15 protein-coding genes are annotated in these 16,118 nt (G+C 73.2%); 5 read left to right on the plus strand and 10 right to left on the minus strand.

The window, feature by feature from the left end:
- Nucleotides 1–109: 109 nt before the first annotated feature.
- Nucleotides 110–1,045: a universal stress protein gene (locus tag LO772_RS08675; protein ID WP_231777802.1), complete on the minus strand. Its 936-nt coding sequence runs from the start codon at nucleotides 1,043–1,045 to the stop codon at nucleotides 110–112.
- A 527-nt stretch (nucleotides 1,046–1,572) separates the two neighbouring features.
- Between LO772_RS08675 and LO772_RS08680 the strand changes: the two genes are divergently transcribed.
- Nucleotides 1,573–2,646: an SPFH domain-containing protein gene (locus tag LO772_RS08680; protein ID WP_231777803.1), complete on the plus strand. Its 1,074-nt coding sequence runs from the start codon at nucleotides 1,573–1,575 to the stop codon at nucleotides 2,644–2,646.
- Nucleotides 2,646–3,539 carry a hypothetical protein gene (locus tag LO772_RS08685; protein WP_231777804.1) on the plus strand — a complete coding sequence of 298 codons (894 nt, stop codon included), beginning with the start codon at nucleotides 2,646–2,648 and terminating at the stop codon, nucleotides 3,537–3,539. Before LO772_RS08680 ends, LO772_RS08685 begins: the two co-directional genes overlap by 1 nt.
- Nucleotides 3,540–3,615: 76 nt before the next feature.
- On the opposite strand, the gene LO772_RS08690 is transcribed toward LO772_RS08685, so the two are convergent.
- From LO772_RS08690 to LO772_RS08715, 6 genes are all read right to left on the minus strand, one after another.
- Nucleotides 3,616–3,810, minus strand: coding sequence for a hypothetical protein (locus LO772_RS08690; RefSeq protein WP_231777805.1), 195 nt, complete (start codon nucleotides 3,808–3,810; stop codon nucleotides 3,616–3,618).
- A 284-nt stretch (nucleotides 3,811–4,094) separates the two neighbouring features.
- Nucleotides 4,095–4,736, minus strand: a complete 642-nt coding sequence (locus LO772_RS08695; RefSeq protein WP_231777806.1) for a hemerythrin domain-containing protein — start codon at nucleotides 4,734–4,736, stop codon at nucleotides 4,095–4,097.
- A gap of 539 nt (nucleotides 4,737–5,275) precedes the next feature.
- The gene (locus LO772_RS08700) at nucleotides 5,276–5,950 is read right to left on the minus strand and encodes a uracil-DNA glycosylase (protein WP_231777807.1); all 675 of its coding nucleotides are present in this window, start codon (nucleotides 5,948–5,950) and stop codon (nucleotides 5,276–5,278) included.
- Nucleotides 5,951–6,136: 186 nt separating this feature from the next.
- Nucleotides 6,137–6,694, minus strand: coding sequence for a DoxX family protein (locus tag LO772_RS08705; RefSeq protein WP_231777808.1), 558 nt, complete (start codon nucleotides 6,692–6,694; stop codon nucleotides 6,137–6,139).
- 220 nt (nucleotides 6,695–6,914) lie between these two features.
- Complete coding sequence (locus LO772_RS08710) at nucleotides 6,915–7,946, minus strand: WD40 repeat domain-containing protein (protein ID WP_231777809.1); 1,032 nt, start codon at nucleotides 7,944–7,946, stop codon at nucleotides 6,915–6,917.
- Between the two features lie 363 nt (nucleotides 7,947–8,309).
- Nucleotides 8,310–8,936 (minus strand): TetR/AcrR family transcriptional regulator, encoded by a 627-nt coding sequence (locus LO772_RS08715; RefSeq protein ID WP_231777810.1) that lies wholly within the window; start codon nucleotides 8,934–8,936, stop codon nucleotides 8,310–8,312.
- Nucleotides 8,937–9,079: 143 nt separating this feature from the next.
- Here LO772_RS08715 and LO772_RS08720 point away from each other — a divergent pair, with 143 nt between their 5' ends.
- The gene (locus LO772_RS08720) at nucleotides 9,080–9,862 is read left to right on the plus strand and encodes an SDR family NAD(P)-dependent oxidoreductase (protein WP_231777811.1); all 783 of its coding nucleotides are present in this window, start codon (nucleotides 9,080–9,082) and stop codon (nucleotides 9,860–9,862) included.
- A gap of 18 nt (nucleotides 9,863–9,880) precedes the next feature.
- Here LO772_RS08720 and LO772_RS08725 read toward each other — a convergent pair whose 3' ends face one another.
- Entirely contained in the window at nucleotides 9,881–11,323 is a 1,443-nt protein-coding gene (locus LO772_RS08725) for a YibE/F family protein (protein WP_231777812.1), read from the minus strand.
- A 228-nt stretch (nucleotides 11,324–11,551) separates the two neighbouring features.
- On the opposite strand from LO772_RS08725, the gene LO772_RS08730 reads away from it, so the two are divergent.
- On the plus strand, nucleotides 11,552–12,193 hold the full coding sequence (locus LO772_RS08730) for a hypothetical protein (protein ID WP_231777813.1): 642 nt from the start codon (nucleotides 11,552–11,554) through the stop codon (nucleotides 12,191–12,193).
- A gap of 233 nt (nucleotides 12,194–12,426) precedes the next feature.
- Here the strand turns inward: LO772_RS08730 and LO772_RS08735 are convergent, their stop codons facing one another.
- Nucleotides 12,427–12,879 carry a MarR family winged helix-turn-helix transcriptional regulator gene (locus LO772_RS08735; protein ID WP_231779468.1) on the minus strand — a complete coding sequence of 151 codons (453 nt, stop codon included), beginning with the start codon at nucleotides 12,877–12,879 and terminating at the stop codon, nucleotides 12,427–12,429.
- A 278-nt stretch (nucleotides 12,880–13,157) separates the two neighbouring features.
- Between LO772_RS08735 and LO772_RS08740 the strand changes: the two genes are divergently transcribed.
- Complete coding sequence (locus LO772_RS08740; protein WP_231777814.1) at nucleotides 13,158–14,657, plus strand: MFS transporter; 1,500 nt, start codon at nucleotides 13,158–13,160, stop codon at nucleotides 14,655–14,657.
- Between the two features lie 69 nt (nucleotides 14,658–14,726).
- Here the strand turns inward: LO772_RS08740 and LO772_RS08745 are convergent, their stop codons facing one another.
- A complete protein-coding gene (locus tag LO772_RS08745) occupies nucleotides 14,727–15,806 on the minus strand; it encodes an RNA polymerase sigma factor SigF (protein WP_231777815.1) in 1,080 nt (359 codons plus the stop codon).
- Nucleotides 15,807–16,118 lie beyond the last annotated feature (312 nt).

Consider the following 16,118-nt stretch of genomic DNA (forward strand, 5'->3'; position numbering starts at 1 on the left):
TGACAACACGATCCGCGAGGGTTTTCAATCGCCGCGCGAACCTGGAGACGACGCCAACTCCCTTTCTCAAAAAGGGAACAGACGATCCGTCAGGTGAATCGTCCGGAGGTCAGGCGTGGGGGACGACGAGGACCGGGCAGCCCGCGTGTTCGATCACCGAGTGGGCGACGTGGCCGACCGAGTGCCGCAGCAGGCCGTGCCGGCGGCGTACCCCGACCACGGCGACGGTGGCGTCCGTGGTCGCCGCCACCACGGTTCCGGCGGCGTCGCCGAGGATCGACTCGGCGGTGCCGAAGACATCCGGGAACGCCTCGCGCGCGGGGTCGAGCGCGGAGTCCAGGCACACCTGGTGCGCCTCGGTGACGGACTCCAGCTCATGCGGGGTGGGCTCGGACGGGCCGAGGTAGCCCGGCCACGCGAAGGCGTGCACCGCGTGGACCGGCAGCGCCCACCGGCGGGCCTCGGCGTACGCCGCGCGGGCGGTCGGGGCGTCGGCCTCCCCCTCGATGCCGACCACGACGCGGTCGCCGTCGAGAACGATGTCGCCGTCGTCGCTCGGGGCGCCGCGCTCGCCGCGCACGACCAGCATCGGGCAGGGGGTGCGGGCGGCGAGGAAGCGGGCCACGGAGCCGAGGAGCAGATTCGCGAAACCGCCTCGACCGCGGGACGAGACGACGAGCAGTTCCGCGTCGTGGGCGGCGGCGAGGAGGATGTCGCCGGGCAGTCCGACCTCGACGTCGCCGTCGACGGGCAGCGTGGGGTGCCGGCGCAATACCCGGGCGGCGGCGGCCTCGACGAGCCGGGCCGCGGCGGCCTGCGCGGGGACCACCGGCGGCGCGTCGCCGGACGACCTCGGCGGCGCGGTCGGCACCCCGACCGCGTGCACGATCCGCAGCGCCGCCCCGCGCCGCACCGCCTCCGCGGCGGCCCGGAGCACGGCGCGCATGCCGGCTTCCGAGCCGTCGGTACCGACGACCACAAGCCCCAGGGGCGGGTCGCCGGATCCCGGCTGCGAGGGTTTCGCGGGCACGACTGCGGTATTCACGTGGTCCTCCACGACTCGGAACGGATCGCCGAGGATCTACCCGTTCCCTGCGATATCAGTGCATAGCAGACACCGCCCGAACGCGCTCGGACGCGCCGCACGCAAGGGCACGGAACACGTAAAGGCCCCCCGGCCACACCACCGAGCACGGCCGCCGCGCGAGGCCGCGGCGGTCCACGACACCCCCGACGGCGGGAGGGGACGCGAGCGTGACGCGGCACGAGGCACCCCACACGAGCAGTCCGGACGAGGTGCGCGAGCACCCCGACGACGGGGCACGGACACCACAGATGTCGCGCCGCCCGTGAGGCCGGGGGGGTTGCGGTGGCTGTGGGTGGGTGGCTTCCGGTGGGCAAAAGGGCGTTTCCGGGGGCTCGCGGGGCGGTGGGGCGGGGGTGGGTCGGACTGCGGGGTGTCGGGCGGGTGTGCGTTCGTCTGTTCGGTTGACGGGTGGCGCGAAAGCGTTTATCGTCTGTGCGACGATAATTGAACGTCATCTGAATTCGCCTCGCTCCCAGGGGAGTCCGATGGTCCACATTCAGCGCCGACCGTTCGCGAATCATCTGCGCGCCGACCCCGTCCAGTGGGTGCGCCACCAGCGCCGAGGGGCGGTCGTCCACGAGGGCGCCGGGCTGGCGTTCTGGTTTCGGCCGCTCACCGCGGCGCTCAGTGAGGTGCCGATCGACGACCGCGAACTCGCGGTGCTGTTCCACCTGCGCACGCGCGACTTCCAGCTCGCCACCGTGCAGGGCACCGTCACGTACCGGATCACCGATCCCGGCGTCGCCGCGACGCGCCTGGACTTCGGCATCGACCCGTCCTCGGGCCGCCGGCGCGCGACGCCGCTCGACCAGCTCGCGTCGCTGCTCACCGAGAGCGCGCAGCAGCACGCGGTCGACACCCTCGCCGGACTCGACCTGACCGACGCCCTGACCCGAGGGCTGACCGAGGTACGCGAACGCGTGACCGCGGGCCTCTCCGAGGACACCCGGATCAGCGACACCGGGGTGACGGTGATCGGCGTGCGCGTCACCTCGATACGCCCGGACGGCGACCTCGAACGCGCACTCCAGGCCCCAGCTCGCGAACGCGTGCAACAGGCCGCGGACGCGGCCGGGTTCGAGCGCCGCGCGCTCGCCGTGGAACGCGAACGCGCCATCGCCGAGAACGAGTTGCAGAGTCAGATCGAACTCGCCCGGCGCGAGGAGCAGTTGGTCGAGCGCAACGGCCTCAACGAACGCCGCCGCGCGGAAGAGGCCGCAGCCGCGGCCCGCATCCAGGCCGAGGCGCAAGCCGAACGCGACCGCCTCGCCGCCGCCGCGACCGCCGAGAGCCGTCGCGTGATCGGCGCGGCCGAGGCCGAGTCGCACGCCGCACACGTCGCCGCGTACTCCCGGGCGGACCCGGCGGTGCTCATCGCGCTCGCGGTGCAGCAACTCGCCGAGCACCTGCCGAACATCGGCACGGTGAACATCACGCCGGACCTGCTCGGGGCGGCGCTCGCCAAACTCACCGAGGGTCGGCCGTCCGGCTCCGACGTCTCCGGTCCCGACGCTCCCGACGCTCCCGATCCGGACGCGCCGATCCGGCAGAGCGCCTGATGGCGACGGTCCCCCGCGCGGTCTTCGTCCACCGGCAGTCCGCCCTGCGCGATCTGATCAACCGTCACGGGACGTACAGCCAGGGGAGTTTCTTCCTCAAGCAGCGCGGCCTGAACGCGAAGGGCATGGTCGACGGCGCCAACGCGCTCCAGGACGCGCTGGCCGCCGCGGGGACCGCGGTGCCCGCGCACTGGCGGCGGGGCACGGTCGAACGCGGGGACCTGGACCGCTTCCTGTTCGAGGCCCACGACGTCGTCGTCGTGGTCGGCCAGGACGGCCTGGTCGCGAACGTCGCGAAGTACCTGGACGGCCAGCCGGTCATCGGCGTACACGGCGGCGCGACCGGCTCCGGACCACTGACGCGGCATCAGGCGAAGGACTGCGCCCGGCTGTTCCGCGACATCGACGTGGGCACCGCGCGGTACGAGTCCCGCACGATGGCCGAGGCCCGCACCGACGACGGGCGCTCGCTGTGCGCGCTCAACGAGGTCTTCGTGGGCCACCCGACCCACCAGACCGCCCGCTACCGCCTCGCCACCTCCGAGGGCCGCCACGAACAGCAGGCCTCCTCGGGCGGCGTGTTGGTCGGCACGGGTACGGGCGCCACCGGCTGGTGCGCGTCGGTGCGCCGCGAACGCCCGGACGCGCCCGCGCTGCCCGGACCGACGGAGAAACTGCTGGCCTGGTTCGTCCGGGAGGCGTGGCCCTCGCCGACGACCGGCACCACACTCGTCCACGGCACGCTGAACCGGCAGACGAGGCTGTCGCTGACCATCGAGTCCGAGGGCCTGGTCGCGTTCGGCGACGGCATCGAGGCCGACCGCCTCGTCCTGTCGTGGGGCGAGCGGGTGGACATCGGGATCGCGGGGAAGGAACTGCGGCTGGTCGTGTGAGGGCCCGCGTCTGCCGCGTCTCCGCGTGCGCGTCCCCGCGGTCCGGGACGGCACGCGGAGACGCGGCAGACGCGGGTCAGAAGCTCATGCCCGCCAGCATGTCGGCGACGCTGTCCCCGCACGACCGGATGCTCGGGGCCATCTGGCTCCCGGCCAGATAGAAGCCGAGCAGCACGCAGATGACGGCGTGCCACACCGTCAGGCCGGCCTTCCGCACCAGAACGAACACGATGACGCCGAGAAACAGGACCGCGGAGATGTGCAGGGCCATGGGGGACGACTCCTCAGGAGGGCGCGGAGGACACGCGGGGGACGGCGCGCCCGGCCGGCGACCGGGGGTGGGTGGCTCTCCGTACACAGAGCGCTGGGCACGCTCGCGGCACGGCGTCGGGGCTGTCGAAATCGTCCATAAAGTAGCAATTTGTGATCATCGACAGTCGGCGTGTTGCCGCGGCGCCGCCACGTGTCCCCCGCAGTCCACTCGGACGCCGGGACGGTCAGGGAATCTGCCTTCCCGCTCCGGAACCGTGGAGGTGTCCCCCGGAGTGGACCCGGCTACGCCCTCCCGTACGCCGCCGCGCGCCGGCGGGCGTAGCGGCGCCGCCACGACAGGCGCCACAGGAACCCCGCGCCGGGCGGCACCAGCCGGAGCAGGCACCGGCGTTCGTCCCGGTCGGCGTGGTGGAGGTAGAGCGCGACGAACGCCGGCATGTCGCGCCCCCACCGGCGCAACGTGCGGCGCAGCAAGGCACGTTGCTCCAGGTTGCTGACGTGCCGCCGCATCAGCGGGAAGACCGCGCTCTCCTCGTGGTACGTGTGCCGGGCGACCAGGTCGTGCAGTCGGCCGACGGCGACGGCCCGGTCGCGGAGCGGCACTTGCGTGTTCGCGGCGCGGCGCGTGAGGGCGGCGAGCGAGTCGTGGTCGACTTCCAGAGCTGTGAACACCCGTCCCGCGACGGGGAATCGGGCGCGGACGCGGGGGTAGACGAGCGTGTGCTCTTCGCGGTGGTGGGCGTCGAGAAAGCGCAGGACGAGAGCCAACTGGGTTTCCACGGCCTGGCGTTGCCGGATATCGGCGGGGTTGACCCCGCGGGTGGCGACAGTGAGCCGGGCCAGTTCCTCGCGAAGCCCTCGGTGGGCCACGTAGCCCGAGGTCAGATCGAGGGGCGGGGATATCGGAACAACGGTTGATGCCACGGTCGACCACCAGGGGTGCGCTCGAACAGGGCACACAAGATTGGCACAACACCACACGCCGGATACTGCCGACAAGACGGTTTTCCGTCGTTCTTCGAATCTGACGGAAAAGGATCAACCCCGGCGGGCGTCGGCGTCCGCCCGGTCGCCGTCCCCACCAAAACAGGACACTCCGCGACCTCGTACGCACATGTTCCGACACGGCGTGTCGACGGGATGCGAGGTCGCGGAGTGGAGCCGTACGGGCCGGGCGCGGTGAGGCGGGCCGGGGTGGCGGCGGTGGGCGGCCCGCCGACGGTGCCCGGGCCCGCGCCGCCCGCGCGTGCGGGCCGGGGCGGAACGCGTGGGGTCCGCCATACGGCACCGACGCGCGAGTGGTGACATCGCCTTAGGCGCGTCCGCCGTGCTCGGGCCCCGCGCGGAACGCGCGGTGGTCCGCCGTCCGGCACCGACCGGCCCGACGGCGGTGACGTCGCGGCCGTGGCGCGCGCCGACCGCCGCCCTGCCGCGCGCGGGTTCGAGCGCGGCAGGTCGGCGGGTCAGCCGATGTTCGGGATCTGCCAGTCGATCGCCTCGTGGCCCATCTTGTCCAGGGCGGTGTCGATCTGGGAGAACGGCTTGCTGCCGAAGAACTTCTTGGCGGACAGCGGGGACGGGTGCGCGCCCTCGATCACGACGTGGCGGCCGGTGTCGATCAGCGCGGCCTTCTTCTTCGCGTGGCCGCCCCACAGCACGAACACCACGGGCTTCTCCCGCGCGTTGACCGCCTTGATGACCGCGTCGGTGAAGCGCTCCCAGCCCTGGCCCTTGTGCGACGCCGGCTCGTGGGCGCGCACGGTCAGGACGGTGTTGAGCAGCAGCACGCCCTGGTCGGCCCACGGCTTGAGGTAGCCGTTGTCCGGCACGGTCAGGCCGAGGTCGGCGACCAGCTCCTTGTAGATGTTGCGCAGCGACGGCGGCACCTTCACGCCGGGCCGCACCGAGAAGCACATCCCGTGCGCCTGGTTGTCGTCGTGGTACGGGTCCTGCCCGACGATGAGGACCTTCACGTCGTCGTACGCCGTCGCCTCCAGGGCCGCGAACACCTCGTCCTCGGGCGGGAAGACCTGGTGCGCGGCGCGCTCGGCGTCCACGAACGCGGTGAGCGCTGCGTAGTAGTCGGCGGCAAGCTCTTCGGCGAGCACCGGGCGCCACGACTCGGGCAACGTCTGCACGGCAACAACCTCCACGCTGGAAACAGGACTTGGCACGGAAGGAACGCCGAATCAACCGGGCAGCAGCGGCCCTTCGGGCGCGGCGACTTCGTGTGATCACACGGTAGTCGCCCCGACCGACAGCGGGGGCGCCGCCCGCCGGATCCACCGGAGACGGCGCCCCCGCACGCGGAACTCGCGGTTCCGTCAGGCCTCTTCGTCCTGCTTTTCCTCGGGCTTGTAGCAAAGCTTCAGCAGCAGCGCCGCGTTCGCGATGCCGAGGCCGGCGGCGACCAGCGCGGGCTTGGCGCCGGACGACTCGCGGCCGAAGAGCCGGTCGACCGAGTACTTGCCGTTGCCGAGCCCGGCGAGCGCGACGGCGGCACCGCCCACGACCGCGCAGTACTCCCAGCCGCCCTTGAACACGAAATAGCCCTTGCCGCGGTGGTCGGTGCGCGCGGCGACCGACATCAGGCCGACGGTGGCCGCGGCCGGCAGCGGGTTCGCTATGCCGAGGGTGAGGCCGACGCCGGCGGCCATCTCCGTACCGGCGGCCATCTTGGCGTGCACCTCGGCCGGCTTGAGGCCCAGCGCCTCGAACCACCCGGTGGTGCCCTTCAGCCCGCCCGGTCCGGCGACCTTGTTGTAGCCGTGTGCGAAGAGCATCGGACCAAGGGTGGTACGCAGCACGAGCGCCGCGACGTCCTTGCCCGTGCCTTCGGCCGCAGCCTTGCCGGCCGAGGCCGCCTTCTTCCTGCAGAACATCGCCCACCTCATCTTTTCGCCGGTACGCGCGCCCGCCGACCGGGACGGAACACCCGCACCACGGACACGGCGGCCGGCCCGGGCCGCCGTTGCATTGCCCACGCAACGTACCGGACGGCGGAATGCGACGCCGTGGCGCAGGTCATCCCGGCGAACGGGAACACAACGGCGCGTGACGACCGGCTGTGGCGGCGGTGCCGGAGCGGACGGTGCCGACGCCTCACCGCCCGGCCATTTCCGGCACCGTCTGCGCCGCGATCCTCCCCGCCCGGTCCGCGTACAGCAGCGCGCCCGGTCCGAGCCACGCGACGGCGACGACCGGGGCTCCGGAGAACCGGCGCGCGAGGGGGACGACCCCGCGGCGGGAGGATCCGGCGCGGATGTCCCACAGGGAGACGGCCCCGTCCTGGCCGCCGGTCGCGATCACGGCTCCCCGGGCCGCGGGCCGCCAGGCGGCGGAGCCCATGGAGACGCGGACCTCGAGCCGGCGCGGGCGCGGGCGCACCCGGCCGCCGCGCGCGGCGAGGTCCCACACCGTCAGTCCCCCGTCGACCTCGGCAGCCAGCCAGTGGCCGGACGCGTCGAGCGACAATCCGTCGATGAGCCCGTGGCCGTGGGTCGAGAGGTCTTCGTACGTCCCGCCGATGCCGCGGATGAAGACCCCCGGGCCGTCCCCCGCCGAGCACAGCCACGCGCCGTCCGTGCCGCCCGCGAGCACGCGGACCGGCGAGGGGTACGACCACGCGGCGACGCGCCCGCGCGCGGAGTAGGCGTGCACCTCGCCGCCGAGCGCGATCGCGACGGTGCGCCCCCGGTCGAACCAGACCACGTCGTCGACGGTGACCGCGCCGTCCACCGGCCGCCATTGCTCGACGGCCTGCGCGGCGTCGAAGACCGATACGGTGCCGCCCGAGGTGACCGCGCACAGATCGGACGCCGACCACGCGAAGCGCGCGGGCGCCTCGGTCCGCCGCATCATCACGGCGCCGTCGGCGATGCGCCACAGGGCGTAGCCGCGCGGCCCGGCGAGGGCGATGGCACCGCCGCCCGGCGAGAAGCCGACCGACGCCGCGCCGCCCGGCAGGACCACGCGGGCCAGCAGGCGCCCGGTCGGTGTGTCGAGGAGGCGTACGGCTCCGCCCGCCCCCGCGACCGCGCACAGGGCGCCGGACACCGCCAGCGCGACGGGCAGGTCGTCGATGTCCCGTTCCCAGTTGGGTGCCGCCCAGTCGGGCTCCGCTCGTGTCGCCATGAGGCTCATCGCGGTCCTCTCGTCGGTGACGTGGATCCGGGAGCCCGCACCGCGGCACCACCCGTCGAAGAGCCTGCCGACCGCGTGTTACAGCCGCGAAAATTCCATCGTTCGGTTGCGTTTCCTCGGGCGTCGGCCGGGGCGGCGGGAGCGTGGGACGGCGTGAACGGCCGGGCGCGGCACGGTGGTTGGCGGCTCGGCGGACGGTGCGGGGCCGATGCGGCCGAAGGCGGGGGCGGGCGGTGGCGCCGCGGTCGGGGCCGTCGCCGGGGCGGGAGTCGGGTGTGACCTGCGGGAACGCCGCGGTGTGGCACGGTGGTTCGCGGTGGGCGCGGGTGGACCGCCCGGGATGCCCCGGCCCGTTCACCGCGCCGCGTGGCCCCTGCCACAGCCGACGACGGCGTCCCAGGCCGCCATCGCGCGGTCGGCCAGCGCCTCCAGGTCCGCACGTGACGCACCGTCACGGGCCTGCACGGACATGCCCTGGGTGACCGCGTTGTAGAAGGCCGCCGCCGCGTGGATGTCGGTGTCGGCGGGCAGTTCGCCGTCGTCGACGCCTCGGGCGAGACGGGCCGCCAGGTGGTCGGCGTTGAGGCGGCGCCGCTCGGCCAGGAAGTCGCGGACGGGGGTGTTGGCGGCCGAGCAGTTCGTCGCGGAGAGCACGATCATGCACCCGCTGGGGGCGTCGTCCTGAGTGCCGGACCACGCGACCGCGCGCAGCACGGCGGCGATCGCCTCGCGCGCGGTCGGGATGTCGGCGAGGGCGCGCGTGATCGGCTCGCCCACCGAGGCGCCGTACAGCGCGACGGCTTCGCGGAAGAGCGCCTCCTTGGAGCCGTACGCGGCGTACAGGCTCGGCGAACCGATGCCCATCGCGGACGTGAGGTCGGTCATCGAGGTCGCCTCATAGCCGCGCTCCCAGAAGACGCGCATCGCGGACGCGAGCGCCGCGTCGCGGTCGAAGGCCCGGGGGCGTCCGGGTCCCGCCATGCCCGACCCCCTTTCTGTGTCGATCGTTCAAATATAGGGCTTGACCCGCCCGGGCGGCCGTGGAACGGTTTCTGTGCCGACCTACACAGAATTCGGGCGGGAACGCGGCCACCGCGCCGAACGGCGCAGATCCGGGGAGCGACATGAGCGACACAGGCCACACGCACAACAGCGGCCGGGCAGGCGCACTGGCCGGCAGGGCCGCACTGGTCACCGGCGGCAGCCGCGGCATCGGGGCGGCGGTCGCGCGCCGGCTCGCACACGACGGGGCCGACGTGGCGTTCACGTACGTGAGCGCGGCGGGCAAGGAGGCGGCCGACGCGGTGGTGGCCGACATCGAGGCGGCCGGGCGGCGTGCCGTCGCCCTCAGGGCGGACTCGGCCGACGCGCACGCCCTCGCCGACGCGGTCGACACCGCGGCGGCGGCCCTCGGCCGGCTCGACATCCTGGTCAACAACGCCGGGGTGTTCGCGATGGGCCCGATCGAGGACGTGTCGGTCGAGGAGGTCGACCGGGTCCTCGCGATCCACGTGCGCGCGGCCTTCGTCGCCACCCAGGCCGCGTCCCGCCACCTCACCGACGGCGGACGCGTCATCAGCATCGGCAGCAACCTCGCCGGGCGCGTGCCGGAGCCCGGGATCACGCTGTACGCGATGAGCAAGGCCGCGCTCGACGGCCTCACCCGCGGCCTGGCCCGCGATCTCGGACCGCGCGGCATCACCGCGACGGTCGTGCACCCCGGCTCCACCGACACCGACATGAACCCGGCCACCGCCCCGCACGCCGCGGCACAGCGCGAACGCACCGCGCTGGGACGCTACTTGGCCGCGGACGACATCGCCGCCACGGTCGCCTTCCTGGCCGGCCCCGGCGGGCGCAACATCACCGGGACCGGGCTCCTGGTCGACGCGGGCGCCAACGCCTGACGCGCCGGGCCCCGCTCGTCAGACCGGGGCCGCCTGACGTCGGCGCCGGCCGCCGCGCCGGGAGCCGCCGCGGCGTCCCCCGCCGGGGTGGTCGCCCGGCTTCGCGACGTTCTCGCGCGCCGCGACCGCGGCGGCCAGCGCGGTGGTGACCGGCACCGACGCGACCAGGCCGATGCTGCCGACGAGGGTGCGTACGACCTCCTCGGCGACGATCTCGGTGGTCACCACGCCGCCGAACGGCTGGTCGGATGCCGAGAAGAGCAGCAGGAGCGGCAACGAGGCGCCCGCGTACGCCAGGACGAGGGTGTTGACCGTCGACGCGATGTGGTCGCGCCCGATCCGCAGCCCGGCGCGGTAGAGGTCGCGGGCACGCAACGCGGGGTTGGCGTGCTTGAGTTCCCACACCGCCGAGGTCTGAGTGACCGTCACATCGTCGAGGACGCCCAGGGATCCGATCACGATCCCGGCGAGCAGCAGCCCGCGGACGTCCACCTCGCTGTGCAACGCCCGGACCATCGAGGCCTCGTCGGACGCCATCCCCGTCAACTTCGTCATGCCGAGGAACAGTTCGCCCAGCACCCCGATCAACGCGAGGCTCACCAGCGTGCCGAGCACCGCGATGGACGTGCGGGCGCTGAAGCCGTGGCACAGGTACAGCGTCACGAGCATGATCGCGGACGCCCCGACCACCGCCACCGGAAGCGGCGAACTCCCTTCCAGGATCGCGGGGAGGACGAACCACACGAGCACCGCGAAACTCACCGCGAGACCCACGAGCGCCATGAGGCCGCGCAGCCGGCCGATCGCGACGACGGCGACCGCGAAGATCGCCGCGAGCCACAGCATCGGCCTGTCGCGCTGGTAGTCGACGATGCTCCACTGTGCCTCGGGCGGCGCGTCGGGCGCGTAGTCGAGCACGACCTTGTCCCCGACCCTCAGCCCGGGCAACCCCGCGCCCTCGCCGACGAGTTGGCGGATGGTCGTGCCGCTGCCCCGGCCCTTGGTGACGTCGACGGCCACGGACGTGCAGTCGCGGTCGGCGGCGGAGTCGGGCGGCACGGCCGGAGCCCCCTCCGCGCCCACCGGTCCGGAGCTGTCCACGGCTCCCGAGCCGCCCACCGCCCCGGAGCCGTCCACCCCCGACACCGCCGGGTCGCACGACACCGCCGCCGTCTCGACCACCTCGCCGTAGGAGACGTGGAGGTTGCCCTGGTTCCCGGGGGACGCGTGCTTGTCCCCGTCCGGCCACATCACGAGCATGCCCACCGCGACCGCCAGCGCGAACGGCACGAGGACGTAGGCCAGCAACCGCCGCACCCGCGCCGAGGCCGGAACCGCCGGGCCGTGCGCGTGGCTGTGCCCGTGCCCGTGGCCGTGCCCGGGTGCGTGATCGGACGCCGCGGCCGACGGGGAATCGTGGGGGTGAGCGGGCGCGGGTATCCGCGCCTGTTCGTCGGGCATCGCTGTCGGCCTCCGGTCCGGAGCGGTCACCTTCTCGTACGGACCGCACGCCCGGCAAGTTCCGGCGCCCGCGGACGCCACCGTACGAAACACCCGGTTCCCGGCACGCCGTCGGGGCGGGCTCCCGTCGGTCCCCCGGTGCTGCTAGGAAGGGTGCGCCACATCGGCGCCACGCAGCGTCCTCGCACGGCTCCCGTCCCGCAGAGTTCCCGACAGAAGAGCTACCGCATGCAGCAGAAGTCCTCGTCCAGGACGATCCGCCGCGCCGCCGCGGTCGCCATCGCGGCAGGCGCACTCGCCATCGCCGCGCCGGTGGCGGTCAACGCGATCCCGGCGTTGCACGACGACCCTCCCCCCGTCCTCGCGGACACCGGCGCCTCCGGCAGGGAACCGGCGATCCTGACCGCGGGCGTGGCGATGCTCGTCGGCGGAGCCGTGGTCGTCGGCGCGGCACGCTTCCGCGCGGTACGCGCCGAGCGCGCCGCGGCCGAAGAAGCGGAGTGGGAGGACGACTGGGACGACGAAGAGTGGGACGACGACGAACCGGACGAGGCGGACACCGGGGTCGCCGGGGCCGCTGCGGTCGCCGGGGGGAACCGGGAGGGGGCCGCCTCCGAGGCCCGCGGGGACGAGGCCCCCACCGTGACCGGGCCGCGGGCGGGCGCACCGGTCGCGACGGCGAAAGCCGGCTCCGCGCCCGCACCGGCGGACGAGGCCGCGGACGGCGGCGAAGCGGCGAAGCCCGGGCCTTCCGACGGCCCGGCGGACGAGTCGGAGGCGTCGGCCGAGGGCCCCGCGCAACCGGACGGCGACGCGAAGCCCGACGCCCCCACGAAGCCGGACGACCCGGCGAAGCCCGCCGACACCTGACCCACCGTCACCGAAGCACCCGGGTCGCCGGGAAGACCCCGGACACATCCCGAACGATCAGAAACCGCGAGGCGGCCGACGCCGATCGGTTCCGAAGGCCACCCTGCACGGCACCTTCGACCACCGCCCCCGCCGACCGCCACCCCGCACCGGTCGTTCCCGCCGCGAAACGCGCGGCGTCCGCGACCCCCGCACGCCGTCACCGCCACGAGGCAAGGCGAGACGGACCGCCGTCAGTCGCCCGCCCCGCCCGTACTGGCCCCCGCGGTCAGGTCCGGGCGGGGCCACTCGTTGCCCATGCGCCGCTCGATCGCGTGGTTGAACCGCGTCAACACGTCCAACAGCACGTGGCGGTCCTCCTCGTCCCAGCCCGCGAGCACGTTGTCGAGCCCGCGCAGATGCTGCTCGCGGTCGGCGGCCAGGCGGCTGCGGCCCTCCTCGGTCGCGCGCAGTTTGCGGGCGAGGCCTCCGTCGGGGTCCGCGATGCGTTCCGCGAGCCCGGCGCGGAGCAGTGCGGCCACCTGCCGGTTGACCGTCGAGGTGTCGAGCAGGAAGGCGTCGGCGAGTTGGCCGATCGACATCGGGCCCTCCGCCTCCAGCCGAGAGATCAGCAGGTACGCCGAGCGCTCCAGAGTCGGCCCGCCCGCACCGCGGTTGGCCATCACCTGATGCCGTGCCAGGAGCATGCATTCGCGTTCGATCCGGGCCAGTTGCTGGTCCACCACGACGTCCTCCCTGGGTTCACCTCCGCCGAACACCCAGGATCCGGCGGCGTCCCTCATTTTCCGTTCTTATGACGCACCCCGCGAGTATGCACGATACACAGTGTGTGTAGTCTGCATATAATGACCGGCTGCCGTCGGCCGCACGACCGGGCGGCCACCGCAGCACACACAGCTCCGCGACTTCCGATCCATCCGCAGGCCGGCTTCGGAACACCACGGAGGGGAACTCGGAGGGGGTCATGGCCACAGCACCGCGCGGCGCCGCGACACAGCACCACGGGCACGACCCCGGAGCGGGCCGCACCGGTGTGATCGTCGGCGTGCTGGCCTTCTGCGGCATCGTCGTGTCGCTGATGCAGACGCTCGTCGTCCCCCTCCTCACCGAACTCCCGGACCTGCTCGACACCTCGGCGTCCAACGCGTCGTGGGTCGTCACGTCGACCCTCCTCGCGGGCGCGGTCAGCACGCCGGTCATGGGCCGGCTCGGGGACATGTACGGCAAGCGCCGCATCCTCCTCCTGTGCCTCGCGGTACTCACGCTCGGCGCGGTGATCTGCGCCCTCAGCAACTCGCTGCTGCCGATGCTGATCGGCCGCGTGCTGCAGGGCGCGTCGTTCGGCGTCATCGCGCTCGGCATGAGCCTGATGCGCGACGCGCTGCCCCCGGCCCGGCTCGGCCCGTCCGTCGCGCTGATGAGCGCGACCCTCGGCATCGGCGGGGCCGTCGGCCTCCCCGTCGCCGCGCTCGTCGCGCAGAGCGCCGACTGGCACGCGCTGTTCTGGGGGACGGCCGCGCTCGGCGCGATCGACGTCGTCCTCGTCCTGCTGCTCGTCCCCGAATCAGGGGTGCGCGCGCCCGCCCGCTTCGATGTCCTCGGGACGATCGGCCTGTCCGCCGGGTTGCTGGCCCTGCTGCTGGCGATCTCGAAGGGCGCCGACTGGGGGTGGACCAGCGGCGTCACGCTCGGGCTCTTCGCGGCGACACTCGTGATCCTGCCGCTGTGGGGGCTGGGCGAACTGCGGACCCCCCACCCGCTCGTCGACCTGCGCGTCAGCGCGCAGCCGCAGGTGCTGTTCACCAACCTGGCGTCGGTCGTCGTCGGCTTCTCGATGTACGCGCAGGCGCTCGTCATCCCGCAGCTCCTCATGCTGCCCGAGGGAAGCGGCTACGGGCTCGGCCGGTCGATGGTGGTCGCCGGCCTCGTGATGGCCCCGAGCGGCCTGGTGATGATGGTCGTCTCGCCGCTGTCCGCGAAGCTGTCCGCCGCGTACGGGCCCAAGGCCTCGCTGTTCCTGGGCTCGCTGCTGACCGCGCTGGGCTACGTGCTCGCGGTGTTCATGCTCGACGCCGTCTGGAAGATCATCATCGCGGTGTGCGTCTCCGCGGCCGGGACCGCACTCGCGTACGCGGCGATGCCCGCGCTGATCATGCAGGCAGTCCCGGCCCGGCAGACCGGGGCGGCGACGGGCCTCAACACCCTGATGCGGTCCATCGGCACGTCGACGTCGGCGGCGGTCACCAGCATGATCCTCGCCGGCATGACCACGACCTACAACGGCAGCGCGATCCCGTCGCTCGGCGGCCTCAAGGCGGGCCTGTGGGTCGGCTGCGCCGCGGCGGTCGCCGCCGCGCTCGTGACCACGCTCATCCCCGGCCGCCGCCCGACCGCGTCACACGGCCCCGCGGACGACGCGCCGGTCCTCGCGCCCAAGCCGGAAACCAGCACGTCACCAGCCTGACCGTGCACAACGACGGACGGGGACCGGGAGAGCGGCGCTCCCTCGATCCCCGTCCGGTCCCCGGTCGTGTCAGCTGGGCACCATGAGCCGCTCGCGGAGCGACGCCAGCGTGCGGGCGAGCAAGCGCGAGACGTGCATCTGGCTGATGCCGACGCGCTCGCCGATCTGGGCCTGGGTGAGGTTGCCGTAGAAGCGCATGACGAGGATCGCGCGTTCCCGGCCCGGGAGTTCGGCGAGCAGGGGGCGCAGCGCCTCGCGGTATTCGACCAGGTCGAGTTCGTGGTCCTCGGCGCCGAGGCGGTCGCCGACGGTCTCCTGCCCGTCGGCGTCGCCGTACGCGGTCTCGTCGAGCGAGGTCGCGGTGTAGACGGTGCACGCGTCGAGCCCTTCGACGACCTCCTCCTCGGTGATCCCGATCCGCTCGGCGAGTTCGCGCGGGGTCGGGGTGCGGCCCAGGGTGGCGGTCAACTCGTCGGTGGCGCGGAGCAGTTCGGTGCGCAGTTCGCGGAGGCGGCGGGGGACCCGCACCGACCAGGAGGTGTCGCGGAAGAAACGTTTGATCTCACCGATGATCGTCGGCATCGCGTACGCCATGAAGCTGCTGCCGCGGTCGGCCTCGTACCGGTCGATCGCCTTGATGAGGCCGATGGTGCCGACCTGGACGATGTCCTCGACGGGTTCGCCGCGGCGCCGGTAGCGGCCGGCCGCGTGGCGCACCATCGGGAGGTTCAGCTCGACCAGCAGGCCGCGCACGTAACTGTGTTCGGACGTGCCCGGTTCGAGACCGGCGAGGCGGGCCAGCAGGCCGTCGCCGGCCTCGCGGGCGAGGGGGGTGGGGAGGTGCTGGAGCAGCTGCGGGTAGGCGAGGAGTTCGTCGATGTCGATCGTCGCCGGGGCCGGGTCGCCGTCGGGGGTGTCGTCGGAGGCGTCGGACGGGCGGTCGCCGGCGGTGGCGGCGCGGTCGCCGGTCTCGGTGTCGGTCTCGGTGTCGGTGTCGGTGTCGCCGTCGCCGGGGAGGTCGGCCGCGAGGCCGGGCAGATCGTCGGCGAAGGGATCGGCGGGCGGTACGCTCGCGGGCTCGGTCGCCGGCCTGGGAGAGCGGGCGCCCCGGGTGACGGCGGCATCGTACTCGTCGAGGCGCACAGCCATGCAGGTCTCCAAAACCGGAACGGACAGTCACCGAAACCCCGAGCGGACACTGAGTCTGTGCCGACAGAAATGTCAGGGCAAGCGGCCCGACGGGTTATAGAAGACCACAAAACACCACAAAACCTCCCCCTACGGGCGTAAACGCGCGCGAATGAGGTCGGAAATTCTCACGAGAAGACGTCCTTTTGGCCCAATTTGATCGCCCCCACAGCCAACGTTCGGAGGCCCCCTCCGCAGGAGGAACGCACCCACCCACACTCCCCACCAACTTTTGCCGGTTTGGCCTCACCAACACGCCACACGGCACCGACG

This window comes from Yinghuangia sp. ASG 101 (assembly GCF_021165735.1).
GTDB lineage: Bacteria > Actinomycetota > Actinomycetes > Streptomycetales > Streptomycetaceae > Yinghuangia.

Excerpts from the sequence above, each read along its gene's own strand:
- LO772_RS08685 (WP_231777804.1), top strand. The coding sequence starts at position 2,646 with ATGGCGACGGTCCCCCGCGCGGTCTTCGTCCACCGGCAGTCCGCCCTG.
- LO772_RS08680 (WP_231777803.1), top strand. The coding sequence starts at position 1,573 with ATGGTCCACATTCAGCGCCGACCGTTCGCGAATCATCTGCGCGCCGAC.
- LO772_RS08710 (WP_231777809.1), bottom strand. The coding sequence starts at position 7,946 with ATGGCGACACGAGCGGAGCCCGACTGGGCGGCACCCAACTGGGAACGG.
- LO772_RS08690 (WP_231777805.1), bottom strand. The coding sequence starts at position 3,810 with ATGGCCCTGCACATCTCCGCGGTCCTGTTTCTCGGCGTCATCGTGTTC.
- LO772_RS08715 (WP_231777810.1), bottom strand. The coding sequence starts at position 8,936 with ATGGCGGGACCCGGACGCCCCCGGGCCTTCGACCGCGACGCGGCGCTC.
- LO772_RS08705 (WP_231777808.1), bottom strand. The coding sequence starts at position 6,694 with ATGTTCTGCAGGAAGAAGGCGGCCTCGGCCGGCAAGGCTGCGGCCGAA.
- LO772_RS08735 (WP_231779468.1), bottom strand. The coding sequence starts at position 12,879 with ATGCTCCTGGCACGGCATCAGGTGATGGCCAACCGCGGTGCGGGCGGG.
- LO772_RS08745 (WP_231777815.1), bottom strand. The coding sequence starts at position 15,806 with ATGGCTGTGCGCCTCGACGAGTACGATGCCGCCGTCACCCGGGGCGCC.
- LO772_RS08730 (WP_231777813.1), top strand. The coding sequence starts at position 11,552 with ATGCAGCAGAAGTCCTCGTCCAGGACGATCCGCCGCGCCGCCGCGGTC.
- LO772_RS08740 (WP_231777814.1), top strand. The coding sequence starts at position 13,158 with ATGGCCACAGCACCGCGCGGCGCCGCGACACAGCACCACGGGCACGAC.
- LO772_RS08725 (WP_231777812.1), bottom strand. The coding sequence starts at position 11,323 with ATGCCCGACGAACAGGCGCGGATACCCGCGCCCGCTCACCCCCACGAT.
- LO772_RS08720 (WP_231777811.1), top strand. The coding sequence starts at position 9,080 with ATGAGCGACACAGGCCACACGCACAACAGCGGCCGGGCAGGCGCACTG.